General features: G+C 70.8%; 23 protein-coding genes. 12 read left to right on the top strand and 11 right to left on the bottom strand.

The features are described 5' to 3' along the window. Positions 1–63: 63 nt before the first annotated feature. A complete protein-coding gene (locus tag ACFVJX_RS01950) occupies positions 64–1,089 on the bottom strand; it encodes a zinc-dependent alcohol dehydrogenase (protein WP_384125090.1) in 1,026 nt (341 codons plus the stop codon). Between the two features lie 145 nt (positions 1,090–1,234). Beyond that, positions 1,235–1,786 carry a glycoside hydrolase family 25 protein gene (locus tag ACFVJX_RS01945; RefSeq protein ID WP_384125092.1) on the bottom strand — a complete coding sequence of 184 codons (552 nt, stop codon included), beginning with the start codon at positions 1,784–1,786 and terminating at the stop codon, positions 1,235–1,237. A 136-nt stretch (positions 1,787–1,922) separates the two neighbouring features. Here ACFVJX_RS01945 and ACFVJX_RS01940 point away from each other — a divergent pair, with 136 nt between their 5' ends. Next, on the top strand, positions 1,923–2,633 hold the full coding sequence (locus tag ACFVJX_RS01940; protein WP_384125094.1) for an NADPH-dependent F420 reductase: 711 nt from the start codon (positions 1,923–1,925) through the stop codon (positions 2,631–2,633). A 53-nt stretch (positions 2,634–2,686) separates the two neighbouring features. On the opposite strand, the gene ACFVJX_RS01935 is transcribed toward ACFVJX_RS01940, so the two are convergent. Beyond that, on the bottom strand, positions 2,687–3,577 hold the full coding sequence (locus ACFVJX_RS01935; protein ID WP_384125096.1) for an oxidoreductase: 891 nt from the start codon (positions 3,575–3,577) through the stop codon (positions 2,687–2,689). Positions 3,578–3,692: 115 nt separating this feature from the next. On the opposite strand from ACFVJX_RS01935, the gene ACFVJX_RS01930 reads away from it, so the two are divergent. Next, entirely contained in the window at positions 3,693–4,592 is a 900-nt protein-coding gene (locus ACFVJX_RS01930; protein ID WP_384125098.1) for a LysR family transcriptional regulator, read from the top strand. Here the strand turns inward: ACFVJX_RS01930 and ACFVJX_RS01925 are convergent. Beyond that, positions 4,582–5,964, bottom strand: coding sequence for a radical SAM protein (locus ACFVJX_RS01925; protein WP_384125100.1), 1,383 nt, complete (start codon positions 5,962–5,964; stop codon positions 4,582–4,584). The two genes, ACFVJX_RS01930 and ACFVJX_RS01925, sit on opposite strands and share 11 nt — an antisense overlap. A gap of 242 nt (positions 5,965–6,206) precedes the next feature. Here ACFVJX_RS01925 and ACFVJX_RS01920 point away from each other — a divergent pair, with 242 nt between their 5' ends. Next, positions 6,207–6,737, top strand: coding sequence for an SRPBCC family protein (locus ACFVJX_RS01920; protein ID WP_384125102.1), 531 nt, complete (start codon positions 6,207–6,209; stop codon positions 6,735–6,737). A gap of 13 nt (positions 6,738–6,750) precedes the next feature. Here the strand turns inward: ACFVJX_RS01920 and ACFVJX_RS01915 are convergent, their stop codons facing one another. Then, a complete protein-coding gene (locus ACFVJX_RS01915) occupies positions 6,751–7,605 on the bottom strand; it encodes a pentapeptide repeat-containing protein (RefSeq protein ID WP_384125104.1) in 855 nt (284 codons plus the stop codon). A 199-nt stretch (positions 7,606–7,804) separates the two neighbouring features. Here ACFVJX_RS01915 and ACFVJX_RS01910 point away from each other — a divergent pair, with 199 nt between their 5' ends. The 8 genes from ACFVJX_RS01910 to ACFVJX_RS01875 all read left to right on the top strand — a co-directional run bounded on the left by ACFVJX_RS01910 (position 7,805) and on the right by ACFVJX_RS01875 (position 17,967). Then, a complete protein-coding gene (locus ACFVJX_RS01910) occupies positions 7,805–9,178 on the top strand; it encodes an FAD-binding oxidoreductase (protein ID WP_384125106.1) in 1,374 nt (457 codons plus the stop codon). A gap of 82 nt (positions 9,179–9,260) precedes the next feature. Next, positions 9,261–9,755, top strand: a complete 495-nt coding sequence (locus ACFVJX_RS01905; protein ID WP_384125108.1) for a hypothetical protein — start codon at positions 9,261–9,263, stop codon at positions 9,753–9,755. Positions 9,756–9,841: 86 nt separating this feature from the next. Next, a complete protein-coding gene (locus ACFVJX_RS01900) occupies positions 9,842–10,069 on the top strand; it encodes a hypothetical protein (RefSeq protein WP_384125110.1) in 228 nt (75 codons plus the stop codon). A gap of 387 nt (positions 10,070–10,456) precedes the next feature. After that, positions 10,457–11,347, top strand: coding sequence for a carbon-nitrogen hydrolase family protein (locus ACFVJX_RS01895; RefSeq protein ID WP_384125112.1), 891 nt, complete (start codon positions 10,457–10,459; stop codon positions 11,345–11,347). Positions 11,348–11,590: 243 nt separating this feature from the next. Continuing rightward, positions 11,591–12,757 (top strand): L-rhamnose isomerase, encoded by a 1,167-nt coding sequence (rhaI, locus tag ACFVJX_RS01890; RefSeq protein ID WP_384125114.1) that lies wholly within the window; start codon positions 11,591–11,593, stop codon positions 12,755–12,757. A 74-nt stretch (positions 12,758–12,831) separates the two neighbouring features. Further along, entirely contained in the window at positions 12,832–14,877 is a 2,046-nt protein-coding gene (locus tag ACFVJX_RS01885) for a bifunctional aldolase/short-chain dehydrogenase (RefSeq protein WP_384125116.1), read from the top strand. 16 nt (positions 14,878–14,893) lie between these two features. Then, entirely contained in the window at positions 14,894–16,402 is a 1,509-nt protein-coding gene (locus ACFVJX_RS01880) for a rhamnulokinase family protein (RefSeq protein WP_384125118.1), read from the top strand. 101 nt (positions 16,403–16,503) lie between these two features. Beyond that, the gene (locus ACFVJX_RS01875) at positions 16,504–17,967 is read left to right on the top strand and encodes an arabinose isomerase (RefSeq protein ID WP_384125119.1); all 1,464 of its coding nucleotides are present in this window, start codon (positions 16,504–16,506) and stop codon (positions 17,965–17,967) included. Between the two features lie 13 nt (positions 17,968–17,980). Here the strand turns inward: ACFVJX_RS01875 and ACFVJX_RS01870 are convergent, their stop codons facing one another. Further along, positions 17,981–19,054, bottom strand: coding sequence for an enoyl-CoA hydratase/isomerase family protein (locus ACFVJX_RS01870; RefSeq protein WP_384125121.1), 1,074 nt, complete (start codon positions 19,052–19,054; stop codon positions 17,981–17,983). Between the two features lie 227 nt (positions 19,055–19,281). Between ACFVJX_RS01870 and ACFVJX_RS01865 the strand changes: the two genes are divergently transcribed. Beyond that, positions 19,282–21,477, top strand: coding sequence for a SpoIIE family protein phosphatase (locus ACFVJX_RS01865; protein ID WP_384125123.1), 2,196 nt, complete (start codon positions 19,282–19,284; stop codon positions 21,475–21,477). Between the two features lie 85 nt (positions 21,478–21,562). On the opposite strand, the gene ACFVJX_RS01860 is transcribed toward ACFVJX_RS01865, so the two are convergent. The 5 genes from ACFVJX_RS01860 to ACFVJX_RS01840 form a co-directional block, all read right to left on the bottom strand. Further along, a complete protein-coding gene (locus ACFVJX_RS01860) occupies positions 21,563–22,195 on the bottom strand; it encodes an LAETG motif-containing sortase-dependent surface protein (protein ID WP_384125124.1) in 633 nt (210 codons plus the stop codon). A gap of 211 nt (positions 22,196–22,406) precedes the next feature. Continuing rightward, positions 22,407–22,910 (bottom strand): GNAT family N-acetyltransferase, encoded by a 504-nt coding sequence (locus ACFVJX_RS01855; protein WP_384125126.1) that lies wholly within the window; start codon positions 22,908–22,910, stop codon positions 22,407–22,409. A 41-nt stretch (positions 22,911–22,951) separates the two neighbouring features. After that, positions 22,952–23,953 (bottom strand): DUF6397 family protein, encoded by a 1,002-nt coding sequence (locus ACFVJX_RS01850; protein ID WP_384125128.1) that lies wholly within the window; start codon positions 23,951–23,953, stop codon positions 22,952–22,954. 120 nt (positions 23,954–24,073) lie between these two features. Next, a complete protein-coding gene (locus ACFVJX_RS01845; RefSeq protein ID WP_384125130.1) occupies positions 24,074–24,487 on the bottom strand; it encodes a roadblock/LC7 domain-containing protein in 414 nt (137 codons plus the stop codon). Positions 24,488–24,607: 120 nt separating this feature from the next. Further along, positions 24,608–25,243, bottom strand: a complete 636-nt coding sequence (locus tag ACFVJX_RS01840) for an ATP/GTP-binding protein (RefSeq protein WP_384125132.1) — start codon at positions 25,241–25,243, stop codon at positions 24,608–24,610. Positions 25,244–25,361: the final 118 nt, after the last annotated feature.

Below are 25,361 nucleotides of genomic sequence, written 5' to 3'. Positions count from 1 at the left end.
TGGGTGCGCACCTACTGGTGGAGCCGCTACGGACGCACCGGACCCGGTCCGCCGGATGAGTCCTCATCCCGGCGTGCTGCCGAGGTCGAAGACGAGGCGTCCCGACACCTCTCCCTTCAGGACCTCGCCGATCGCGGCATTGATGTCCGCCAGGTCCCGGCTCTCGCGGACCACCCTGGTGCGGCCGAGCCCGTGCAGCCGGAAGACCTCGGCCAGGTCCTCGCGGGTCCCGACGATCGAGCCGATGACCTTGGTGCCGTTCAGCACCGTGTCGAAGACGGGTAGTTCCAGCTTCCCCTCCGCCGGAAGTGCCACAAGGACGAGCGTGCCGCCCCGGCGCAGCGCGCCGTAGGCCGCGCCGAACGACTCGTTGCTCACCGCGAGCGAGATCGCCGCGTCGGCGCCGCCCAGGCGCCGGGTCTCCTCGGCCACGTCCTGGACGCGGGCGTCGATGACGTGGTCGGCGCCCAGCTCCCGGGCGAGAGCCAGCTTCTCGTCGGTGATGTCCACGGCGATGGTCTCGGCCCCGAAGATCCGCGCGTACTGGAGGGCGAGATGCCCCAGGCCGCCGATGCCGGAGACGAGGGCACGGGTGCCCGGACGCGCGCCGGAGAGTTTCACCGCCTTGTACGTGGTGACCCCCGCGCAGGTCAGGGGCGCCGCGTCCAGCGGGTGGATGCCGTCGGGTACCGGGACCACGTAGGTGCCGTGGGCGAGGGCGTACTCGGCATGGCTGCCGTCGGCCGAGTAGCCGCTGTTCCGCTGCCCGAGACAGAGCGTCTCCCAGCCGGAGACGCAGTGGTCGCAGTGGCCGCAGGCCTCCCCGAGCCAGGGGATGGCGACCCGGTCCCCCAGGGCGAGATGGGTGACCTGGTCGCCCACCGCCTCGACGATTCCGATGCCCTCGTGGCCGGGGACGAAGGGCGGACTCGGTTTGACCGGCCAGTCCCCCCGGGCCGCGTGGATGTCGGTGTGGCACAGCCCCGAGGCCTCCATGCGTACCAGGACCTGGTGCCCGGCCGGGGTGGGTACCGGCCTGTCCTCCACGACGAGAGGTTCGGTGAAGCTGCGGACGACGGCGGCTCTCATGGGTGCTCCTCCGCTTCGGTGCGGTGTGCCCGGCCCGCCGCGCGAAACGCGCCCGTCGGCCACACAAGCCTCGAAACAGAGTATTTCGGATGGCTGGTTCTCGCTTCTCCTCACCCGGGGCGGGCTGCCGCCCCCCGCGTGCTCGCTATCCCCGTGCCCAGGTGTGCATCGCGGACCGTGAGGCGAAGTTCGCGACGTCCTTGTCGAGGGGATGGTCGGTGTGCTGGTGAATGCGCCAGGACGCCTGGATCCGGGGTTTGCCGGCGGTGACGTAGTCCGCGATCCACAGGCCGTCCCCGGCGTACGACGTGGTGTCGTGATTCAGCCAGAAGTAACGGTTGCAGTAGAGCAGGACCCTGTGGTGCGGCCGCAGCCGTTTGACCTCGCGGATGAACCGGTCCTTCTCGGCGTTGCTCGCCCGGGTGCCCTCACCGTTCTGCTCCCAGTCGACGGCGAGCAGCTCCCCCGCCTTCTCCGGCGCCTTGCTCAGGAAGTACTCCGCTTGCGCCGTGATGTTCCCGGGCCACAGGAAATGGTAGAAGCCGACCACGCATTCCGCGTCCCTGGCACGTTTCGTCTGTTCGGCCAGATGCGGATTGACGTACGAGCGGCCCTCGGTGGCCTTGATGAGGACGAAGTCCAGTCCGTCCGTGTCGAAGGACGACTGATGGGAGCTGACATCGACGCCATGGAGCATGGGCACCGCCTTCAAATGGTCTGCGTGATTCCACTTTCTCCCCGTTAAGTGCCCCCGCCGTGCGGGTCCCATCCGTCGAAGTGGCAGAGGAATCGTTTCGCCGTCACCCGGAATAGGTCCGGGCAGGGACGAGTTGGTGAACCGGCAGGACCCATTCACGTACCGCAGGCACCATCGGAAGGTCGGATCCATGAAGATCGGCATCATCGGGGCAGGGAACATCGGCGGTAATCTCACCCGGCGCCTGGCCGCACTGGGCCATGAGGTCTCCGTCGCCAACTCTCGCGGTCCCGAGACGCTCGCCGCACTGGCCGAGGAGACCGGCGCCACCGCCGTCACCGCGGCGGAGGCCGCCCGGGACGCCAGTGTCGTGGTCGTCACCGTCCCGCTGAAGGCCGTTCCGGCACTGCCCGCCGGCTTCCTCGACGCCGCCGCGCAGGACGTCGCGGTGATCGACACCGGAAACTACTACCCGCAGCGTGACGGCCGCATCGCCGCCATCGAGGACGGTCTGCCCGAGAGCCGCTGGACGGAGCAGCAGATCGGCCATCCCGTCATCAAGGCCTTCAACGGTACGTACGCGCAGGACATCATCACCCACGGCAGCCCCAGTGGGACCGCGGACCGCCAGGCTCTCCCGGTGGCCGGTGACGACGCGGCCGCCAAGCGGACGGTCCGGGAACTGATCGACGAGCTGGGATTCGACACCGTCGACGCAGGCGGGCTCGACACCTCGTGGCGCCAGCAGCCGGGGACGCCGGTCTACGGCAACCGGGGTGACGCGGCCGCCATCGAGAAGGCGCTGGAGTCGGCGTCCCCCGAGCGGACCTCGGAGTGGCGGGCCTGAGGCCCCGAGCGGTGACGTCCCGGCCCGGCGCCCGGGCCGGGACATCCGGCGCCTCACTCGTCGAAAGCCGTGCTGCGGCTGAGCTTCTCCCAGGTCAGCACCTCGGTGCGGGAGGCGTCGAGACTGGCGACGACCGCATCCGTCGCGTCGTTGCCGAGCGGCAGCCGCAGTGGGGTGTCGTCAGCGGCGAGTGCGGTCAGGATCGCCGCCGCCGCCTTGTCCGGGTCGCCCTCCTGCTTGCCGTCCGAGCCGGGAAGATTGGCGCGCACCGGGCCGACGGTCTCCTCGTAGGCGGGGAGCGGAGCGGACTGGTGCAGGGCGCCGCTCCCGGCGAACCCGGTGCGGAACGATCCGGGCTCGACGATCAGCACCTTGATCCCGTGCGGGGCCACCTCGGCGGCGAGCGCCTCGGACAGTCCCTCCAGGGCGAACTTCGTCGCCGAGTAGGCGCCGACGCCGGGGAAGGTGAAGCGGCCGCCCATGCTGCTCATCTGTACCACGGCGCCTGAGCCGTTGCGGCGCATGTGCGGCAGCACGGCGCGCACCAGCGCCGCGGGCCCGAAGAAGTGCAGGTCCATCAGATCGCGCAGCTCGCGGTCGCTGGTCTCCTCGACGGCACCGATCAGTCCCATGCCGGCGTTGTTGACCACCACATCGATCCGTCCGTGCCAGAGCACGGTGTCCGCGACGACGTCCGCGATGCGCGCGGAGTCGGTGACGTCCAACTGGACCGCGAAGGCACGGTCGGGGTGTGCGGCGACGAGATCGCCGAGCGCCTCCGGCCTGCGGGCCGTGGCGACGACCGTGTCTCCCGCGGCGAGCGCGGCCGTGGCGATGGCACGGCCGAATCCGGAGGAGGCCCCGGTGATCAGCCAGACGCGGCCCGCCGTCCCGTCCTGGGCCGCGGTGCGGTGTCCGGCGCTCGCGCCGTGCTCGGCATTCATGGGTAACTCCGGCCTATCGATGGGCTGTTGTGATGACTCCGTTATGCCATCCGACTCCGTGCACGGTCCAAGACAAAGGCTCTTCCGATCGATAAAGGCGCCTTATGATCGCTGGATGGAGCTGCGCCAGCTGCACTACCTGACCGTGATAGCCGAGGAAGAGAACCTGGGACGGGCCGCCCGTCGGCTGTTCGTCAGCCAGCCGGCCCTCTCCTACGCACTCAAGAGTCTGGAGACGGAGCTCGGGGTACGGCTCTTCGACCGCCATGCCGGTGGTGTGTCGGCCACGGCGGCGGGACGTGACGTGATCGCCGAGGCGGTGCTGACGGTGCGCCAGTCCGAGCGGGTCCCGGCGGCGGCCGCGCGGCACACGCGCGGCGAGACGGGTGTGCTGAGGGTGGGTTTCGAGGCGAGCGGCGCCGGTGAACTCACCACGCGCGCCCGCGCGGAATTCGCCCGGCGCCACCCGGGGGTACGGGTGACGCCCAAGCGGTACGACTGGGGCCAGGAGGCCGGGGCGCTGCGCGACGGCCTGGCCGATGTGGCCTTCGTCTGGCTGCCGAACGACCTGGGCGGCCTGCGCAGCGAGCTGGTGCACACCGAGCCGCGTGTCGTGGGGCTGCCCTGCGGGCACGCGTTGGCGGGCCGTTCGGGCATCTCGGTGCTCGAAGTGGGCGACGAGCCGCTGCTGTGGACGCGCAGCGCGCCTCGCGAGTGGGTGGACTGGTGGGCGGTCAACCCCAGGCCGGACGGTTCGAGTCCGAACTGGGGCCCGACCAACGACAACGTCGAGGAGATGCTGGAGCAGGTGGCGGAGGGCTCCTCCGTCTGCTTCGCCCCCCTGAGCATGGCCCGGTACTACGCGCGGCCGGACCTCTCCTGGGTCCCGCTGACCGATGTGGAACCGTTGCGGGTGGTGCTCGCCTGGGCGGAGGGCATGGACACCGCGCTGGTGCGGGGGTTCGTGGAGGTCGTACGGGAACTCGCCGCGGCGGCGGAGCCGCCTACCGGCTGACCGGCTGCCGCTCCTCGCCGTCGGGACGGGCCGGCAGGCTGTCCATGAAGGAGCTGACCGAGAACACCGCCCGCCCCGGTCCCGGCGGACCGTAGCCGGGGGGCGAACTGAGCCCGTACTCCTCCATGGTCGCGCGGTAGGCGTCCAGCAGCCGGATGTGGTACTCCAGCGGCGCGCCGTCCGGGTTGGTCTTCCCCAGCGGGGTGGTGGGTTCGGGGCACCAGGTGGTGAACCGGGGCGTGATGCCGTGCGACATGAAGAACCGCAGGCCCTCGGTGGTGGAGTCGATGGCTTCCTTCACCGTGGTGAAGCCGAAGGGCTCGGCCATCTCCACCCCGGCCACGAAGTTCGGGATCACGTTGCGGGCGCCGAAGACGTCGGCGGAGTCCAGGATGCGGCGGTGCCATTCGTCGCGGCCCACGTAGCGCTCCTTGCCGGGGCAGTACAGCTCGAACAGCCTGGGGTCCCACACCTCGTAGTTGGGGTGGTAGATCTGGACACCGTAGTCGTGGAAGCGCTGCACGTCGGCCTTGGGCAGGGCCTGGGCGACGACCTTGCCGATCCAGCGGCCGGGGAAGCGCTCCTCGATGGCCTTCGCGTACTGGCCGTAGAAGTCGGCCTCGTCCCGTCCGCCGATGTGCGAGGTGATGGCGCCGCCGGTGAGGGTGTAGGCCGTGGACGTCTTCGCGGTGTCGTAGCGGTCGATGATGGCCAGCGCCTCAAGGACCTCCTCGACCGGCTTCACCCCGGTGTACGGGCGGCCCGCCGCCTTGTGCTGGCGCCAGTTGTGGTTGATGTCGCAGTACTGGCACTCCTCCTTCGCGCCGAAGTACTGGCAGACGCGGAAGACCGTCAGGTAGACGAGGTAGCCCCACTGGATGGTGGGCGCGACCTCCATCACCGACTTGCCGTTGTCCAGGGTGTGCCGGTAGTAGTCCGGCATCGGGGGAAGTCCGACGTCGGAGATCCGCCTGCCGTCGAGGTACAGCCCGAGCACACCGTCGGCGTCGGCCGCGACCCGGTAGGGGGACGACGGGTTCACCCGCACGGAGACGACGGTGCGCCGCAGCTCGTACGGTCCGCCGGTGAGCACGATCTCCTCCGGCGGACGGCGCAGGGCGGCCGCTCCCAGCTCGGGGAGGGTGCCGTGGTCGAAGGAGAAGATGAAGTACGACTTCGGCTTGACGTCACCGTCCTCGTTGTCGCTGAGCGCGGATTCGTCGAAGGCGAGTCCGCCGCGCAGCAGGTCCTCCTTGATGACCGCTTCCCGCGGGACGTGCGGGAACTGCTCCATGAGCCGTTCGATCAGGCGGGTGCGGCTCGCGTCGGTGCTGCCGGGCTCGGTACGGCTGGGGTCTGTGCGGCTGGGCATGTGCGGGGCTCCTCGGTCCGGTTGTCGTAGGTGTTCCGGATGCCAACCTGTGCAACGAACCACGGACGCTAAGCGTTCTCGATCCCGCACGCCGGATGCCGGGGCGCGGCTTCGGGCCGGCGGGCGCCCCACGCCGCGGGCTATGTGACCGGTGAGTAGGGTATGGGCCCGGGGTCCCGTCGGCCGTGCGGTCGGTCCGACGTCCCGTTGCCTTTCGAAGCCGGCCGCGGATCGGAGTGCTCATGCCCCGCACCATGTCCGTGTCGGACAGCGTTGTGGTTCCCGCTGAACCGTCGGCCGTGTACGCGCAGGTCAGCGACGTGACGGCGATGGGCCGGTGGAGTCCGGAGAACCGCGGCGCGAGGGTCGTCGGAGAGCGCGGGGACGCCCACGTCGGCATGGTCTTCGAGGGCCGCAACAAGCGCGGGAGGATGCGCTGGACGACCCGGTGCACGGTGATCGCCGCCGACCCGGGCGAACGGTTCGCCTTCCGGGTGCACGCGATCGGTGCCAAGAGGCCACGGCTGCCCGGCGCGATCGCCACGTGGGAGTACCGCTTCGAGGCCGCGGAGGGTGGCACGAAGGTCACCGAGACCTGGACCGACGACCGCCGCGCCTGGCCGGATTTCCTGGCCAACGCCTTCGACCGGGCGGCCACCCGGGGGCACACCTTCGCCGACTTCCAGCGCGGCAACATCCGCACCACGCTCCAGCGGCTCAAGGCGGCTCTGGGAACTCCGCCGGACAAGGGCGGGGACGAGCCCGGGGCGTGAGCGTGCGCCGGCCTCAACCCGCCCAGTGCGCCGGGCGGCTGAGGGACGGAGGAATCCGGGTGGCACCGTTCCCGCGGGCGGCGTTCAGCTGTGACTGCGTCAGGAAGAGCGCTCCGGTCAGATCCGCGCCGGACAGCTCCGCGTCCCGGAAGTCGGCGCCGATGACGTCGGCGAGCCGGAGATCGGCGCCGCCGAGGTCCGCCGCGATGAGGTAGGAGCCCCGCAGATCGGCTCCGCGCAGATCCGCTCCCTTGAGGCGCGCCCCGATGAGGTCGGCGCCGCGGTGGCTGCGCTTCTTCCTGCGGGGCGCCGCGGCGCGTACGAGTTCGCTGGTGCGCGACAGCAGGGCGGCGACCTCGTCCCTGTGTGCCGCGACGTCCAGGTGCGCCAGGGCGTCCGCGTCGAGGTGGGTGAGGCGTTCGGTCGCGTCGAGGGTGCGGCCGATCTCGCCGTGCAGGGGCCGGGCCTGTTCCAGCGCGGCCGCCTCCGTCAGGTACCAGAGCAGCTCGTGGAGCCGGCGCATGACCGGGAAGACCTCGAACATCTGCTGAGCGCTCTCGGGGGCGCCGCGCCAGTCCTGACCGCCGAAGGTCTCCCCGGAGACCTTCTGTCCGGCACCGAAGCAGTCGTACACGGTGCAGCCCGGAAAGCCCTCGGTACGCAGCCGGGTGTGGATGCCGCAGCGGAAGTCGTCCTGGAGGTTGCGGCAGGGTTTGCCGGCGTCCTTGTTGATCGCGAAGTCCGCGGACCGGGTCAGGGTCAGCGCGACACAGCACAGCCCGAAACAGTTCCCGCAGTCGGCGCGCAGGGCGGCACGGCCGGTGCTGTCCGCGCGGTCGGTGCCTGGGGCTCGGTCGTTTTCGGGCACAGTGCCTGGATCCTCCGGTGTGCGGGGTTCATGAACGGTCGAGCCTACCGAGCTTCGCGACGCGCCCGGTCCACGCGGCATCCGCGCGAAGGGGCACATCCGGGCCGGACGCGGTGAACGCCGACCCCTCCCCCTCGGGGCATCCGCTCCGCGCGCGACAATGGTGCGTACTACATCTTTATGGGAGGTGGCCACCATCGTGGCGAACGCACCAGTGGACGGCATCCCGGCCCGCCGGGTACTGACCGATCCGGCGGGCCTGGCCCGCTACCAGCACGACGAGGCCGAGTGGGCTCCGTACGGGATGCCGCTGGCCGTGGTGCGCCCGCAGAGCACCGACGAGGTGCGGGACGTGGTGCGCCACTGTCTGGCCCACCGCGTTCCGCTGGTGCCGCGCGGCGCGGGGACCGGTCTGTCCGGCGGCGCGAATGCCGTGGACGGGGCGATCGTCCTGTCCTTCGAGGACATGGACCGGATCGTCGCCATCGACGCCGCCGAGCGGCTGGCCGTGGTCCAGCCCGGTGTGGTCAACGACGACCTCCGGGCCGCCTGTGCGGAGCAGGGACTCTGGTATCCGCCGGATCCGGCCAGTTCACCGTGGTCCACCATCGGCGGGAACGTCGCGACCAACGCGGGGGGCATGTGCTGCGTCAAGTACGGCGTGACCCGCGACTACGTACTGGGCCTGGAAGTGGTCAACGGGCTCGGCGAGGTCGTTTCGCTGGGCCGCCGTACCGCAAAGGGCGTGGCCGGGTACGACCTGGCCGGGCTGATGGTGGGCTCGGAGGGCACCCTCGGGGTGATCACGGAGATCACCGTCCGGCTGCGTCCGGCACGTCTCCAGGAGCGCACGGTGGCCGGCTACTTCTCGTCGGTGGTCTCGGCCGGTGAGGCGGTGAGTGCCGTGACCGCCTCCGGTGTCATCCCGTCCGCGCTCGAACTGGTCGACCGCCACTGCCTCGCCGCTGTCGACGCCTGGAAGAAGATGGGACTGTCCGCGGACGCGGACGTGGTGCTGCTGGGGCGGGTCGACACCCCGGGGGCCGAGGGCGACGCCGAGGCCGAGCTGATCCGGGACTGCTTCGAACAGGCCGGCGCGACCTGGGCCGCGGTCTCCACGGACCAGCAGGAGGCCGATGCCCTGTTCCAGGCCCGGCGGCTGGCCTATCCGGCGCTGGAACGGCTCGGCCCGGTCCTGACCGAGGACGTCTGCGTGCCACGGACCGCGGTACCGGAGATGCTGGCCCGCATCGAGCGGACGGCGGCCCGGCACGACATCCTGGTCGCCAACATCGCCCACGCGGGGGACGGCAACCTGCACCCCCTGATCATCACGCCGCCCGGCGACGAGGCGGCGCGCGCCCGCGCCCAGTCGGCCTTCGAGGACATCCTGGACGACGCGATCGCGCTCGGCGGAACGGTCACGGGCGAGCACGGGGTCGGGCTGCTGAAGATGCGCGGTATGGACAAGGAGCTGGGAACCGCCGTGCTCGGTATGCACCACGCGGTGAAGGCGGCGCTCGATCCGCACGGCATCCTGAACCCGGGCAAGGTGCTCGGGGCCGGCGCCTGACCGGGCCCCGGTCTCCCGGGCCCGGTTGTCAGTGGGACGGCGCACACTGACGGTCGGGGCGTACGGGCGAGAGGGGACGCGGATGTTCGCCGAGGAGGAGACCGGCTTCGAACCGGCAACCGGGGACGGACCGTCACCCCCCGGTCCGGCGGAGAGCCGTGCGGCGGCGGTGCGGACCGCGTTCGCCGGGATGCTGCAGATTCGACGGCTCGCCAACACCGGGCGCCCCGCGCCGGAGGCAGTACCGGCCGCGTGGGAAGTGCACAGGCCGGTACGGGCCGTCGCGCTCGCGCTGGAGGCATCGGGGCTCTCCGCCTCCGCCGTCGACGCGTCGGGGCGGCGTACGGCGACGGGATACCGGGTGGAGCCCGCCACACCGCCGGGAAACGTACGCGTCGAATGGCTGGGGCCGCCCGGCAGCGGGGCAGCACACGAGGAGGACGGCGAACTGGCCCGGTGCGCGGCGGTGCTCGAAAAGGCGGGCTGGACCGCGCTGCTGTATCGCGGGCCACGCCGGCGCCGGTTCCTTGAGGTCGAACCGCCGGCCGGTTCCCCTCGGCCGGACGGCCGACAGTGACCGCGTTCCGAGCCGTCACCGAAGGGCGCTGTCAGACCCATGAGGGATGCTTGTGGGTCCGACACCTCTGACCTGGAGATGCTGAGATGCGCGATGACGAACTCGCCGCGGCGCAGGCGTACGTCCGTTTACTGGAGGCCACCCGGGCCGCTCTCTCCGATCCGGACGACGCTCCTGTCTACATGCCGTTGCTCGCGGCACCGATCGAGGAGGCCGACGGCGCGCTGCGTCGGGCCGGGCTCTCGGGCAACGAGTCCCGCTTCTTCGACCTCGTCCGCTCGCTCCAGCCGAGCATGTCGGGCAGCGGGCGCTGAGCCGTGCCACTTCGGCAGGGTGCGCGGCCGGTCCGCGCATACCTCGGGTCCGGGGCCGCCGGGTGTGGCTCCGGGCCGGTGCGACTCCGGCCCTTGACGGGTTCCACCCGTGCCGGGGATCATGTCCGAGGCGTGGCCTACGCCTCACCTCCCCCGGCCGTCCCCAGCTCGGCCTGCCACGGAGGCAAAGGGACTTCCTGTCTCAGGTCGCTGTCGTGGTCCGATCGTCTCGGGTGTGGTCGCTGGGGGGCTCGCGCCCGTGGCGTGGAAGGCCAGATGACAGCCCACAGGAATCTCAAGCGCCGGGTGCGCGCCCGTGCCGCCAAGACCGGCCAGTCCTATTCGACTGCCCTCCGGCATTTCCGTTCGACTCGTCGAGGAGACGTCATGCCGGAAGACGACTACGTACGTTTGGCCGTGGCTCAGACCACGGTCCGTGAGAACCCCCGCAGCAGTGCCGAGCTGAGGGACAGCGGTGCCGAGGTGCGAGGTCTGATGCGCGAGGCCGCGGCGGCCGGCGCGAGGGTGGTGCAGTTCCCCGAGGGCGCCACCTGCTCCCCGCACAAGCGGCTGCTGTCCGTCGACGGTCCGGACGAGGTCGGCCCCGCCGACTGGAGCAGGTTCCGGTGGGACGTGCTCCAGGAGGAGCTGAACCTAACGGCCCGTCTGGCCCGGGAGCTGCGGCTGTGGACCGTGCTCGGTTCGGTCCACCGGCTCACCGCCCCCAACCGCCCGCACAACAGCCTGTACGTGATCTCCGACCGCGGCGAGGCGGCGACCCGCTACGACGAGCGCATGCTGTCGCACACGAAGATCTCGTACCTGTACGCACCGGGTTCCGCGCCGGTCACCTTCGAGGTCGACGGCATCCGGTTCGGCTGCGCACTCGGCATGGAGGCGCACTTCCCGGAACTGTTCGGCGCCTACGAACGGCTCGACGTCGACTGCGTGTTGTTCTCGACCACCGGAGGGGCCTCGGGAGGCGGTACGGGCTTCGCCACGGAGATGCGGGCGCACGCGGCGACGAACCGGTACTGGGCCGGTTTCGCCGTGCCCGCCCAGGCCGGTGGCGAGGCACCGGCCGGAGTCATCGGCCCGGACGGCGAATGGGCGGCCCGCTGCCCGGGCGACGGAAGGCCTTCGCTGACCTTCGCCGACGTCGGCCCGCAGGACCCCACGAGCGCCCTGGCCAGGCCATGGCGGCGCAAGGCACGGGCCGGCCTCTACGACGGGCACCTGGTCGAGGACGCCCGCAGCGACAACCGCACCGCCTTCTGAGCGGCCGGACCGCGGCCGTCGCGGCCGCCTGACCCGGCCCGGCCTGTCCGAGGAGCCATCGGACAGGCCGGGTCCGTCTTCGGCCGGGTCGCCCCGATCCGTGGTGAATTGATTCAAACCTTGAAGTAGAGAAGCCAGCTGCTTGACTAGTCGTTGCCGCCAAACCTAGCGTACGTTCCAGATGAAACGATTCACATCGTCCTGACGGCCACGGTCGCCGGTGACTCTGCTTACGAGGTGTTCATGTCTGATGTGTCGGCCGTCAAGGCAGCTCTCAAGTCTCAGGTGATCGAGACTCCTTCGTGGGGTTACGGAAATTCCGGGACGCGTTTCAAGGTGTTCGCCCAGCCGGGGGTGCCGCGCGACCCGTTCGAGAAGATGCAGGACGCCGCGCAGGTCCACACCTTCACCGGGGTCGCACCGAAGGTGTCGCTGCACATTCCCTGGGACAAGGTGGCCGACTACGCCGCCCTGACCCGGCACGCCGAGGGCCTCGGGCTGCGGATCGGCGCGATCAACTCCAATGTCTTCCAGGACGACGACTTCAAACTGGGATCGGTCACCCACCCCGACGCGTCGGTTCGGCGCAAGGCCATCGATCATCTGCTGGAGTGCGTCGACGTGATGGACGAGACCGGTTCGCCCGATCTCAAGCTGTGGTTCTCCGACGGCACGAACTACCCCGGGCAGGACGACATCGTCGCCCGTCAGGACCGGCTGGCCGAAGCACTGGCGGAGGTGTACGGGCGGCTGGGCGACGACCAGCGGATGCTGCTGGAGTACAAGCTCTTCGAGCCGGCGTTCTACACCACGGACGTGCCCGACTGGGGGACGGCGTACGCGCACTGCCTGAAGCTCGGCCCGAAGGCCCAGGTGGTCGTGGACACCGGTCACCACGCTCCCGGCACGAACATCGAGTTCATCGTGGCGCTCCTGCTGCGGGAGGGAAAGCTCGGCGCGTTCGACTTCAACTCCCGCTTCTACGCCGACGACGACCTGATGGCCGGCGCCGCCGATCCCTTCCAGCTGTTCCGGATCATGCACGAGGTGGTCAGGAACGGCGGCCTCAGGTCCGAGACCAACGTCAACTTCATGCTCGACCAGTGCCACAACATCGAGGCGAAGATCCCCGCCGTCATCCGCTCGGTCGCCAATGTCCAGGAAGCGACCGCCAAGGCGCTGCTGGTGGACGGCGACGCGCTGGGCGACGCGCAGAGGTCCGGCGACGTGCTCGCCTCGAACGCCGTCCTGATGGACGCGTACAACACCGATGTACGGCCGCTGCTCGCCGAGGTGCGTGAGGAACAGGGGCTCGCCCGCGACCCGTTCGCCGCCTACCTCGCATCCGGCAACCAGGAACGCATCGCCGCCTCCCGGGTCGGTGGCACGCAGGCCGGCTGGGGCGCCTGACCCGTCCGGTCCGCATCGTCAACGCCCGTCCGTCCCCACGTCGTCAACGCACCTCTCACCCCGAAGGAACCCTTATGACGTCCGCGACGCACGCCGAAGTCGCTGCGCTCCTGGAGCGCGCACACCGGCTCGGCTCCGATCCCCGCAACACCAACTACGCCGGTGGCAATACGTCGGTGAAGGCCGTCGGAACCGATCCGGTGACCGGTGGCGGGACCGAGCTGCTCTGGGTCAAGGGCTCCGGGGGCGACCTCGGGACGCTGACGGAGGCGGGGCTCGCGGTGCTCCGGCTGGACCGCGTCCGCGCCCTCAAGGAGGTGTACCCGGGCGTCGAACGCGAGGACGAGATGGTGGCGGCCTTCGACTTCTGCCTGCACGGCAAGGGCGGCGCCGCACCCTCCATCGACACCGCCATGCACGCCCTGGTCGAGGCGGCGCACGTCGACCATCTGCATCCCGATTCGGGAATCGCCCTGGCGTGCGCGGCCGACGGCGAGAAGCTGACCGCCGAGTGCTTCGGCGACAAGGTGGCGTGGGTGGGCTGGCGCCGGCCGGGGTTCCAGCTCGGCTTGGACATCGCGGCGGTGAAGGAGGCCAACCCGGGGGCGGTCGGCGTGATCCTGGGCGGTCACGGGATCACCGCCTGGGGCGAGACGTCCGAGGAGTGCGAACGGAACGCACTGTGGATGATCCGGACCGCGGAGACCTTCCTCCAGGAGCACGGCAGGGCCGAGCCCTTCGGTCCTGTCCTGCCCGACCGGGTGGCGCTGCCCGCGGAACAGCGCCGCGAACGGGCCGCGGAGCTCGCCCCGCTGATCCGCGCCCTGGCCTCCACGGACCGGCCCCAGGTGGGGCACTTCACCGACTCCGGGCCGGTGCTCGACTTCCTGTCCCGCGCCGAGCATCCGCGCCTGGCCGCGCTGGGCACCTCGTGCCCGGACCACTTCCTCCGGACGAAGGTGAGCCCGCTGGTCCTCGACCTTCCCGCGGACGCGCCGGTGGCCGAGGCGGGGGCCCGGCTGAAGGAGTTGCACGAGGAGTACCGCGAGTCGTACCGCGCCTACTACGAACGGCACGCGGCTCCCGGCTCCCCCGCCATGCGTGGCGCGGATCCGGCGATCGTGCTGGTGCCCGGGGTCGGCATGTTCTCCTTCGGGAAGGACAAGCAGACCGCCCGCGTCGCCGGGGAGTTCTATCTGAACGCCATCAACGTCATGCGGGGCGCGGAGGCCGTCTCGTCCTACGCGCCGATCGAGGAGTCCGAGAAGTTCCGGATCGAGTACTGGGAACTGGAGGAGGCCAAGCTGCGCCGGATGCCGAAGGCGAAGCCACTGGCCACCCGGGTGGCGCTGGTGACTGGTGCGGGCTCGGGCATCGGAAAGGCCATCGCGCACCGGCTGGCCGCCGAGGGCGCGTGCGTGGTCGTCGCGGACCTGAACGCGGAGAACGCCGCAGCGGTCGCCGAGGACCTCGGCGGCCCCGACCGTGCGGTCGCGGTGACGGTCGACGTGACCAGCGAGGAACAGATCGTCGAGGCGTTCAGGGCCGCGGTGCTCGCCTTCGGCGGGGTGGACCTCGTCGTCAACAACGCGGGGATCTCCATCTCCAAGCCCCTGCTGGAGACGACGGCCCGCGACTGGGACCTGCAGCACGACATCATGGCGCGCGGTTCGTTCCTCGTGTCGCGGGAGGCCGCCCGGGTCATGCGGGCGCAGGGAATCGGCGGCGACATCATCTACATCGCCTCCAAGAACGCCGTGTTCGCGGGTCCGAACAACATCGCGTACTCGGCGACCAAGGCCGACCAGGCCCATCAGGTGCGGTTGCTTGCGGCGGAGCTCGGTGAGCACGGGATCCGGGTCAACGGCATCAACCCGGACGGCGTGGTGCGGGGTTCGGGGATCTTCGCGGCGGGCTGGGGCGCCCAGCGGGCGGCGACGTACGGCATCGAGGAGGAGAAGCTCGGCGAGTTCTACGCCCAGCGAACCCTGCTCAAGCGCGAGGTGCTGCCCGAGCACGTCGCCAACGCGGTGTTCGCACTGACGGGTGGCGAACTCACGCACACCACCGGCCTGCACATTCCCGTCGACGCCGGTGTGGCAGCGGCCTTCCTGCGATGAACCGGACACGATCGCCATGGCAGTGAACCCATACGACAACGCGGCGGGCGACGCCGTCTTCGCCGCCGTGGACCTCGGTGCCACCAGCGGCCGGGTGATGACGGGCAGGGTCGGCCCCGGCACGCTGGTGCTGACCGAGGCACACCGCTTCGCGAACAGACCGGTGCGACTGCCGGACGGTCTCCACTGGGACGTGCCGGCCCTGTACCTGGGGGTGCTGGACGGGCTCCGGGCGGCCGGACGCAGTGGCCCGGTCACCTCGATCGGCATCGACACCTGGGCGGTGGACTACGGTCTGCTGGATGCCGACGGTTCGCTGCTCGGGGTGCCGTTCCACTACCGGGACGGGCGCAACAACGGGATGTCGGAACGGCTTCCGGACGGCTGCGGCGCCGCGGAGCTGTACGCGGTCACCGGCTTGCAGCACCTGCCGTTCAACACGGTGTTCCAGTTGCTCGCGCACCGTGCCACAGCCCAGTGGGAGATGGCTCGGACGCTGTTGCTGATGCCCGATCTGCTGGTGCACTGGCTGACGGGGTCGGTGGGCGCGGAGGTCACGAACGCGTCGACGACCGGTCTGTTCGACGCGCGCGGCGGTGACTGGTCGGACGACCTGATCGGGCGGCTGGGGCTGGCGCGTTCCCTGTTCCCTCCGCTGCGTGAGCCGGGCGATCCGGCGGGCACTCTGCTGGCGCACGTCGCCGGTGCAACCGGTCTGCCGGCCGGGACCCCGGTGACGACCGTCGCCTCGCACGACACCGCTTCGGCGGTCGTGGCGGTGCCGGCGACCGAGCCGGACTTCGCCTACGTCTCCTGTGGCACCTGGTCGCTGGCCGGTCTGGAGCTGGACGCACCGGTGCTGTCCGAGGAGTCCCGGGCGGCGAACTTCACCAACGAGCGCGGGGTCGACGGCACGGTCCGGTACCTCCGCAACATCATGGGCATGTGGCTGTTGGAGGAGTGCCGCCGGGTGTGGGACCGCGAGGGCCCGGCGGTGGGTCTGGATCAACTGCTGGCCGACGCCGCCGCGGCCGAACCGTTCGCCGCCGTCATCGACCCCGACGACGAGGCGTTCCTCGCGCCGGACGACATGCCGGCCCGGATCGACGCGTACCTGCTGCGTACCGGTCAGACGCCGCCGGGGACGCGCGGAGGGTATGTGCGGTGCGTGCTGGAGAGCCTTGCGCTGGCCCATCGCAGGACGCTGCGGCGGGCCGCGGAGCTGGCGGGCCGCTCGCCGACACGGATCCACCTGGTGGGCGGCGGCTCGCGCAACGAACTGCTGTGCCGGTGGACGGCCGACGCGAGTGGACTGCCGGTGACGGCCGGACCTGCCGAGGCCACGGCCCTCGGGAACATCCTGCTGCAGGCCCGCGCCCACGGCCTGGTGGGTGACCTCGCCGGACTGCGCCGGCTGGTCGCCCGTACGCAGGAGTTGCGGCACTACGAACCGCGGGGAGACGGGCGGGACTGGGACCGGGCGGAGGCCCGGATCAGCCCGAGGCCGGCCCCGGCGGATGTCTGACCGGGATCCGGGCCGAACGGGTACGGGGACGGGGCCGGTATCGGACCCGTCCCGTACCGGCGGGCCGGACCGGAAATCCATTGCGAGGAAAGGAAATCCTGATGTCTGACGACCGCGCGGCCCAACCCGGCAGTCCTCTTGTGCGGACACCGCGCCGCCGTACCCGGATCGGTCTGGTCTCGGGCGGGCTCGGCGCGTACTGGCCGCAGTTCCCCGGGCTTCTCGAACAGTTGCAGGAGTCCGCGCGGTTCGTGACAGCACGGTTCGAGGAGATGGGCTGCGAGGTGGTCGATGCGGGTTTCGTCTCCGATCCGCAGGAGTCGGCCAGGGCGGCGGAGCGGTTGCGCCGGGCCGACTGCGATCTGGTGGTGACGTTCCTGACGACGTATCTCACCGCCTCGATGGTGCTGCCGGTCGCCCAGCGCACCCACACACCGGTGCTGGTGATCGACCTCCAGCCGACCGAGGCGATGGACCACCCGAACACCGGCACGGGCGACTGGCTGGCGTACTGCGGTCAGTGCCCGCTGCCGGAGGTCGCCAACGTGTTCCGGCGCAGCGGCATCCCGTTCCGCTCGGTCTCCGGCCATCTGCGTGACGAGAACGCCTGGGCGCGGATCGGGCGCTGGATCTCGGCCGCCGGGGTGCGCGGAGCCCTGCGTCACGGCCGGCACGGGCTGATGGGGCACCTGTACCCGGGCATGCTCGACGTCTCCACCGACATGACGCTGGTCTCCACCCAGCTCGGCGGTCACGTCGAGGTGCTGGAGTTCGACGACCTGCGGGTCAGGGTCGCGGACGTGACGGACGGCGAGACGGCCGAACGGGTCGCGCTGGCCCGCGAGGTCTTCACGCTGGACGGCTCCGTCGACGAGGACGACCTCGCCTGGGCGGCGCGTGTCTCGGTCGGTCTCGACCGGCTGGTGACGGATTTCGAACTGGACAGCCTGGCCTACTACCACCGCGGGCTGGAGGGCGAGATCCACGAGCGGCTCGGCGCCGGAATGATCCTCGGCGCCTCGCTGCTGACGGCCCGTGGCGTGCCGATGGCCGGTGAGTACGAGCTGCGCACCAGCCTCGCGATGCTGATCGCCGACACCATGGGGGCAGGGGGTTCGTTCACCGAGTTGCAGGCGCTCAACTTCCGCGACCGGGTCGTGGAGATGGGCCACGACGGTCCCGCGCACCTGGCGATCAGCGCGAAGGACCCGCTGCTGCGCGGTCTGGGTGTGTACCACGGCAAGCGCGGCTGGGGAGTCAGCGTCGAGTTCGACGTCACCCACGGGCCCGTCACCACTTTCGGTGTCGGTCAGGAGGCCGACGGCTCGTTCGTCCTCATCGCGTCCGAGGGCGAGGTCGTGCCGGGCCCCCTGCTGGAGATCGGGAACACCACCTCCCGGGTCGACTTCGGCTTCGATCCCGGCGAGTGGACCGATGCCTGGTCCGCCACGGGCATCGGCCACCACTGGACGCTGTGCACCGGTCACCGCGCCAAGGACTTCCGGGCCGCGGCGGACCTTCTGGGTCTGCCGTTCCGCACGGTGACCGGGCCCGGCGCGCTCTGACGCGAGCGGCGTCTCAGGGAGCCGCCGGGGTGCCGGGGGCGAGGCCGAGTTCGCTGTCGCCGAGGGGTACGAAGAACCGCTCCACCTCGGCGGCCGTGACCTCGGCGAGCCCGGCCGGGTTCCACCGCGGATTCCGGTCCTTGTCGATGATCTGGGCGCGTACGCCCTCGACCAGGTCGGGCCGGGTGAAGGCGGTGGACGAGACTCGGTACTCCTGGTCGAGCACGGCTTCCAGGCCGTCGAGGCGGCGGGCCCTGCGGACGGATTCGAGCGTGACCTTGAGCGAGGTGGGCGACTTCGCCAGGATCGTCGCCGCGGCCTCCTTCGCCGCGGGCACACCGCAGCCGATCAGGCGTTCGATGATCTCCTCGACGGTGGCGGCGCTGTAGCAGGAGTCGATCCAGTCGCGGTGCTCTGCCAGCTCGCCGCCGGGGGCCGCGGTGGCGTACCGCTCGACCGTGGCGCCGACTTCCTCGGGCGTTGCGCCGGCCCCCAGGTCGGCGGTCAGGCCGGAGAGTTCCCGCGCCGGCACGAAGTAGTCGGCGAGAGCGCACAGCAGCGCGTCCGCGGCGCCGACCGCCTGCCCGGTGAGCGCCAGGTGTGTGCCGAGCTCACCGGGGGCCCTGCTCAGCAGGTAGGTGCCGCCCACGTCCGGGACGAACCCGATGCCTGTCTCGGGCATCGCGATGCGCGAGCGCTCGGTGACGATCCGGACGGAGCCGTGGGCGGAGACGCCGACACCGCCGCCCATCACGATGCCGTCCATGATCGCGACGTACGGCTTGGGGAACCGGGCGATCCGGGCGTTGAGCCGGTACTCGTCCCGCCAGAAGTCCAGCGCGGCCGGGCTGCCGGCCAGGGCGTCGTCACGGACGGCGCGGATGTCGCCGCCCGCGCACAGTCCCCGCTCCCCCGCCCCGGTGAGCAGCACGGCGACGACGGAGTCGTCGTGTTCCGCCGCGTCGAGCGCCTCGCCCACGCGCAGCACCATGGTGTGGTTCAGGGCGTTCAGGGCCCGGGGCCGGTTGAGGGTGATGTGACGGACGCGTCCCTCGGTGTGCAGCAGGACGGGATCCTCGTGGTTCATGCGTGCGCTCCGGTCAGCCCTGTGCCGTGCCGCCCGCCGGTCACGGACGGCCTTCCGGTGCCATTGTGCGCGGCGGGCCCGTGGCCCGGGCATCAGGGGTGTCCCGCACGCCCCACGGGGACGGGAGCACCGTGCGGGACGGTTTCCGCTGTGGCAGCCTCACCGAACCGGCCAGACAATTGGGTCACGCTATACGGCAGCCCCGCCGGACGATCTTCGGAGCAGGAATGACCGATCACGACCGGCCACCGATCATCCCCTCCCGGCCCAGTCCGCCGGCCGGGAAGGCCGGCGGCGGCGAGACCGGGACCGCGGAACGGCTCGCCATGAACCGGACCGGCAGTTTCGAGTGGGATCTCGATGCCCGGACACTGGACATCGACGAGGCCGGCCTGCTGGTCTTCGGCCTGGACCCGGCCGATTTCGACTCACGGCCGGAGTCCCTGGCGGAGCGGCTGGAGCCCTCGGAGCGGATCCGTCTCAATGAGGCGATCGACGAGGCGGTCAAGGGCGGGCGCAGCTCGTACAACGTCCATATCCGGGTCCCGCTCGACAAGGGCGGTGATCAGTGGACCCATATCCAGGCGCGCATCCTGCGCAGTGCGGACGGACGGGCGCACCGGGTGATCGGGGTGGTGCGGGACGCGACGGCGGAAGTCACCCATTCGGCCTTCGTGCTGGAACTGGAAAAGCGGCGGCAGCGCCAGACCGACATAGTTGAACGCACAACGAGCGCCCTGTCGCGGGCGGTGACCGTGGACGACGTGACGGCCGCGCTGACGGGGCCGGGCGGACTGGCTCGGCTGGGCGCCGACGGACTCGCGCTCGGGCTGCTGGACAACTCCACCCTCAACGTCATCGCGCTGAGCGGCGAGTCCCTGGAGGTCATCGACGAGCTGGGACAGGGACGGCTCGACCGGAGCTTCCCGCTGGCCGACACCGTGCTCAGCGGCCGGCCCCGCTTCGTGAGCTCGCTCGGCGCGCTCACCCGGCGCTACCCGGTGCTGGAACCGTATGTGGGACAGCTGAAGTTCCAGGCCGCGGCCTATCTCCCGCTGGTCGCCCAGGCGCGGTCGCTGGGCGGGCTGGCGCTCTTCTACCGCGAGCGGACCGCCTTCAACCCCGACGAGCGCAATCTGTGCCTGGGGCTGGCGGCCATCGTCGCCCAGTCCCTCCAGCGGGCCACGCTCTTCGACGAGGAGCGGGAATTCGCCACCGGGCTCCAGTCCACGATGCTGCCCCGCCGGATCCATGACATCGAGGGCGGGGAGATCGCCGTCCGCTACCACGCGGCCTGGAGTGGCCGTCAGGTCGGCGGGGACTGGTACGACGTGATCGCACTGCCCAAGGACCGTTTCGGCATCGTGGTGGGCGACGTACAGGGCCACGACACGCACGCGGCGGCGATCATGGGTCAGCTGCGGATCGCGCTGCGCGCGTACGCCGGTGAGGGGCATCCGCCGTCGACGGTACTGGCCCGGGCGTCGCGGTTCCTCGCCGAACTCGACACGGACCGGTTCGCCACCTGCACGTACGCCCAGGTCGATCTCGGCACCGGAACCGTGCGGGTGGTGCGGGCCGGACACTTCGGGCCGCTGATCCGCCACATGGACGGCCGGGTCGGCAGCCCGCGGGTACGCGGAGGCATGCCGTTGGGAATCTCCACCGCCTTCGGTGACGAGGAGTTCCCCGAGACCCGGCTCGACCTCGTTCCGGGCGAGACGCTGGTCCTGTACACCGACGGGCTGGTCGAGGAGCCGGGCACCGACATCGACGCGGGGATACGCACGCTCATCCATGAGGTGAGCGCGGGCCCGGCCGGGGCCGAGGCGCTCGCCGATCATCTGTCGGACCGGCTGTGGGAGCGCTGGGGTTCGGGTGACGACGTCGCGTTGCTCGTGCTGCGCCGCAGCCCCGACCCCGGCTCGCCCCGCGCGCCCCGGCTCCATCAGTACATCCACCAGGCCGACCCCGAAGGGCTCTCCGAAGCGCGGACGATCGTCCGGCAGGCCCTCACGGACTGGGACATGGCCGAACTCGCGGACGACGCCGAGCTGGTGACCGGGGAGCTCCTGGTGAACGTGCTGCTGCACACGGAGGGCGGAGCGGTGCTCACGCTGGAGGTGCTGCCCGAGCCGGTGCGGCGGGTGCGGTTGTCGGTCCAGGACCGGTCGAGCGCATGGCCCAGGCGCCGGACACCGGGCGAGACGGCCACCTCGGGACGGGGACTGCTGCTCCTGGACGCCGTCGCCACCCGGTGGGGCATCGAGCCGCGCGGAGAGGGAAAGGCCGTCTGGTGCGAGATCGGCCCGGCCGCGCCGCCCACTTCCGCGCCGGTGCGCAGGGGCGCCAGGGATGAAGTGGGCCCCCCGGACGGGACGATCGGACCCGGTGGGCCGGGCGACGTCTCCGGACAGCGTTGAGGGGCGTGCCACCTCGCCGTACGCGACGCGACACGCCCCTCTGCCGGACTCCCGGCGCTCAACGCGCCCGGACCGCCGGACTACGTCAGTGCTGAGCGGTGCGACGCTTGCGCACGGACCACATGATGCCGCCGCCGGCCAGCAGCACGGCAACAGCCGCGCCACCGATGACGGGGGTGGCGGACGACGAACCGGTCTCGGCCAGATCCGGCGAGCTGGGGCTCGGCGTGACTGCGGCGGGCGCAGACGACGAAGCGGTCTCGCTCGGCGTGTCGGTCGGGGCCGGGGTCGGCGCCTCTGTGGACGGCGTCTCCGACGGCTTCGTCTCGGACGGCGTGGGGGTGGGCGTGGGCGTGTTGCCCTCGCACACCGGAGCCTGCTTGGTGTCGTCCTTCGAGTACTGGTCGCCGTCGCCGGCCTTGACGATCAGATGCACCGTCAGAGGCTTGTCGTGCTCGGGCAGGTCGATCTTCTTGTCGAGCCCCGTGCCGAAGGTCTCCGTCGGCAGCAGGTCCTTGCCGTCAACGGTGACGGTCACCTGGTTGGTGACCTTGCCGTTGTACGCGGACAGGTGAAGGCTGACTTCGGTACAGGTCACGTCCCAGGTGGGGGTGTGAGCTGCGGCCGGGCCGGCGGTGAGGACCGCGCCGGTCAGACCGACGACCGCAGCGGCAGCGAGGGTCCCCGCGGCGCGCAGCGATCTCCTGGGTATGGTCATGGATTGTTCCTCCGCAAATGTTTCATCGCCCGAATGGCGGTGGGGCGCACAGTACTGCCCCCGCCCCCCGCATGTGCACCCGCCCCACACACCATTCGACGTCACAACTGGCAGCACATCGTCGCTGCTTGGGACATGCCGGACACCATCGGCCGGTGCGGGGCGGCCCGGTTGTGGCGTGAAGTGAGCGCACGGCGCCGCACCGTATCGGTCACCCCCCGCCCGGCAGGAGGGGCCGGTACATGATGTGCAGTCCGACGAAGCCCTGCTCGGGGTGGTCGAATCCCTCGGGCACCGTTCCCAGGACTTCGAAGCCGAGTGAGCGGTAGAGACCCACCGCGGCCTTGTTCGTCTCCACGACCGCGTTGAACTGCATGGCCCGGAACCCGGCCGCGCGGGCCCAGTCGATCGTGTGCGCGCACAGAGCCCGTCCCACGCCACGTCCGGAATGCCGGGGGTCGACCATGTAGCTCGCACTCGCGATGTGCGAACCGTTACCCATCTGGTTGCTGTTCATCTTCGCCGTACCGAGAACCGTCCCGTCGTCGGCGACCGCGACGACCGTGCGATTCGGCGCCTTCAGCAGCCACCACTCCTGGGCCTCGTCCTTCCCCAGGCCGGTGGGGTAGGTGAAGGTCTCACCTGCGGCGACGATTTCGTGGAAGAACGGCCATATGGCCGCCCAGTCCCCTGTGGTCGCTTCCCTGATCATCATGGTGCGAAGACTGCCCCTTCCGACCGCCGGTCGCGAAATCCTCATGTCCTGCCCGTGGCACGTCCCCGAGGCCGCCGGCTCCCGCCGCTCCCCCTGCGCAGCCGAAGCCGGGTCAGCAGACCGGCGGCGCCTCCCCGCACAACTGGTTCGGCCGGCCCGGCCGCCTCGGCCACCTCGGCGGGCTCCGCCCATTCGGTCCGCCCCGCCGGCTCGGCCGGGACAGGCGGTCGGCCAACTGCCGCGCGTTCAGGCCATCGTTCATCCCCCGGGCGGGGCGCCTGACGGAGCTCCCGGGCGCTGTCCAGCTCCATGATGAGGTTGACCCGTCGCCAGAGGATCTCGTCCGGATCATCTGCCAGCATCAGGCGCCCCATCTCCTCCCGCGCGGCCGACGACCCCCTCTGCCCGAAGACCGGTTCGGGCCTGACTCTGGCGAAGTGGGCGCGCTCGTACGGATCGTCGACCACCTCCGCCAGTTGGGCCGCGTCGAGCGCCTCGGCCGCGATCGCCGCCCGCGCCCACGGATCCCCGGCGAGGCTCAGCAGCCTTTCGATCCTCCGCGAGCGCCAGTTGCGCGGGCGGCAGTCCGTGCCGGAGTCCAGCCTCTCGCGCATCCAGGCCGGGCTCCTCCCGACCAGCAGTTCGGGCGAGCGGGCGGCGAGCGCGCACACCTCCTGAGCGAGATAGAGCCACACCACGGCCCGGTAGCGATTGAGATAGAACGCGACCGGTGTGACGCACCCCGCCCTGGCCAGCCGTGTGAAGCGGACCGGACTGATTCCGAGCAGCCGCGCACCCTCCGCCGTCCCTACCGTGCGCACTCGCTCGCGCAAGGTCTGCGGAAAACCGTCCTCCGACCGGAGCCGGTCGATCTCCTCCTGGCGGACCCTGGGCCGCCCTCCGCCGCGCTGCGCCACCACCCGGACGATTCCCAGGTGCACCGCCAGCTCGAACTCCCCTCTTTTCAAGACAAGTTCCGCGGCTGCCCGGCCCACCGCGACCGTGTGAGTGCCGTCGTTGCTTACCGCATCCGTCACCGGCATGACGATTCTCCCCCGTGAGACCCGAATACTCTCCGTGACCACGGTAGCCCGGGCGGCACGGCCGCGGCCCGGCCTGTGGATAACTCCCGGGCCGGGCCGCAGTGCTGGGCGACGTGCTTCTCAGATCCGGTTGACTCCGGGGCTCCCGTCCTGACGCGCCGCCACCCCAAGGTGTTCGCCGACCTTGTTGACCAGCAGCGTCATCTCGTACGCCACCTGCCCCACGTCCGCCTCGGCCTCGCTGAGCACACACAGGCAGCTGCCATCCCCGGCGGCCGTCACGAAGAGCAGCGCCTCGTCGAACTCGACCATGGTCTGGCGGGCTTTTCCGGCACGGAAGTGCCGTCCCGAGCCACGGGCGAGGCTGTGCAGCCCGGAGGAGACCGCCGCCAGGTGTTCGGCGTCCTCGCGCGCCAGTCCGGTGCTCGCTCCGGTCACCAGACCGTCGTTCGACAGCACCAGGGCGTGCCGTATGTGCTCCACCCGACTGGTGAGATCGTCGAGCAGCCAGTCCAGTCCCCTGTCCAGCGCCATTCTGTTCCTCCCCGCTCATGCGTTCCCCGTGCCCCACTTACGCGTAAGCCTTGCGCACCGGTCACCTACGGGCAAGCGCCCCTCCACGGTTCGGACAGGGCTCGATCAGTACATGGGCGCTCAGCCCATCGAGTCGAGCAGCCGGGCCGTGTGCATCCGGCCCGCGTACTCGACCATGCGGATCAGGACTTCCTTGCCGGAATCCCGGTCGCGGGCGTCGCAGAGGACCACGGGCGTTCCCGGGTCGAGATCGAGGGCGTCCGCGACCTCGATCTCGCCGTGCGATCGCGCTCCGGCGAAGCAGTTGACCGCGACGACGAAGGGAATCCGCCGGTCCTCGAAGTAGTCGACGGCCGGGAAACAGTCCTCCAGGCGCCGGGTGTCGGCCAGGACGACTGCCCCGAGGGCGCCTTGGGACAGCTCGTCCCAGAGGAACCAGAACCGGTCCTGTCCCGGCGTTCCGAACAGGTACAGCGAGAGCCCCGACCTGATGGTGATGCGGCCGAAGTCCATCGCGACGGTCGTCGCGGTCTTCCGGGCGACGCCGTCGGTGTCGTCGACGGACCGGCCGGCCTCGCTGAGGACCTCCTCCGTCCGCAGCGGCCGGATCTCGCTCACCGCGCCGACCAGCGTGGTCTTGCCGACCCCGAATCCGCCGGCGACCAAGATCTTGAGGGCCATGGCATCGCTCCGCGGGTCCGCACCTCTGGTCTGTGCGGTGTCCTCGTGGGTGCTGTCGGCTTGCTCGGACGGCATCGGCAGCTTCTCTCACCAGTGAGCCCGAAGATGTCGAACCAGCAGGTCAGAGCCATCTTGCGGGTCTCGGGTCGATTGAGACATCGGCAGGAGTACCGCGACAGCATGGCAAACAGCG

Source organism: Streptomyces sp. NPDC127177 (assembly GCF_042672475.1).
Classification (GTDB): Bacteria; Actinomycetota; Actinomycetes; order Streptomycetales; family Streptomycetaceae; genus Streptomyces.
This window is presented reverse-complemented; position numbering and strand designations above follow the sequence as displayed.

Bases quoted from the DNA above. Each gene is read 5' to 3' on its own strand.
- ACFVJX_RS01865 (WP_384125123.1), top strand. From the start codon at position 19,282: ATGACCGATCACGACCGGCCACCGATCATCCCCTCCCGGCCCAGTCCG.
- ACFVJX_RS01845 (WP_384125130.1), bottom strand. From the start codon at position 24,487: ATGGCGCTGGACAGGGGACTGGACTGGCTGCTCGACGATCTCACCAGT.
- ACFVJX_RS01855 (WP_384125126.1), bottom strand. From the start codon at position 22,910: ATGATGATCAGGGAAGCGACCACAGGGGACTGGGCGGCCATATGGCCG.
- ACFVJX_RS01885 (WP_384125116.1), top strand. From the start codon at position 12,832: ATGACGTCCGCGACGCACGCCGAAGTCGCTGCGCTCCTGGAGCGCGCA.
- rhaI (WP_384125114.1), top strand. From the start codon at position 11,591: ATGTCTGATGTGTCGGCCGTCAAGGCAGCTCTCAAGTCTCAGGTGATC.
- ACFVJX_RS01920 (WP_384125102.1), top strand. From the start codon at position 6,207: ATGCCCCGCACCATGTCCGTGTCGGACAGCGTTGTGGTTCCCGCTGAA.
- ACFVJX_RS01875 (WP_384125119.1), top strand. From the start codon at position 16,504: ATGTCTGACGACCGCGCGGCCCAACCCGGCAGTCCTCTTGTGCGGACA.
- ACFVJX_RS01870 (WP_384125121.1), bottom strand. From the start codon at position 19,054: ATGAACCACGAGGATCCCGTCCTGCTGCACACCGAGGGACGCGTCCGT.
- ACFVJX_RS01895 (WP_384125112.1), top strand. From the start codon at position 10,457: ATGCCGGAAGACGACTACGTACGTTTGGCCGTGGCTCAGACCACGGTC.
- ACFVJX_RS01935 (WP_384125096.1), bottom strand. From the start codon at position 3,577: ATGAATGCCGAGCACGGCGCGAGCGCCGGACACCGCACCGCGGCCCAG.
- ACFVJX_RS01925 (WP_384125100.1), bottom strand. From the start codon at position 5,964: ATGCCCAGCCGCACAGACCCCAGCCGTACCGAGCCCGGCAGCACCGAC.
- ACFVJX_RS01850 (WP_384125128.1), bottom strand. From the start codon at position 23,953: ATGCCGGTGACGGATGCGGTAAGCAACGACGGCACTCACACGGTCGCG.
- ACFVJX_RS01840 (WP_384125132.1), bottom strand. From the start codon at position 25,243: ATGCCGTCCGAGCAAGCCGACAGCACCCACGAGGACACCGCACAGACC.
- ACFVJX_RS01950 (WP_384125090.1), bottom strand. From the start codon at position 1,089: ATGAGAGCCGCCGTCGTCCGCAGCTTCACCGAACCTCTCGTCGTGGAG.
- ACFVJX_RS01930 (WP_384125098.1), top strand. From the start codon at position 3,693: ATGGAGCTGCGCCAGCTGCACTACCTGACCGTGATAGCCGAGGAAGAG.
- ACFVJX_RS01880 (WP_384125118.1), top strand. From the start codon at position 14,894: ATGGCAGTGAACCCATACGACAACGCGGCGGGCGACGCCGTCTTCGCC.
- ACFVJX_RS01900 (WP_384125110.1), top strand. From the start codon at position 9,842: ATGCGCGATGACGAACTCGCCGCGGCGCAGGCGTACGTCCGTTTACTG.
- ACFVJX_RS01905 (WP_384125108.1), top strand. From the start codon at position 9,261: ATGTTCGCCGAGGAGGAGACCGGCTTCGAACCGGCAACCGGGGACGGA.
- ACFVJX_RS01945 (WP_384125092.1), bottom strand. From the start codon at position 1,786: ATGCTCCATGGCGTCGATGTCAGCTCCCATCAGTCGTCCTTCGACACG.
- ACFVJX_RS01860 (WP_384125124.1), bottom strand. From the start codon at position 22,195: ATGACCATACCCAGGAGATCGCTGCGCGCCGCGGGGACCCTCGCTGCC.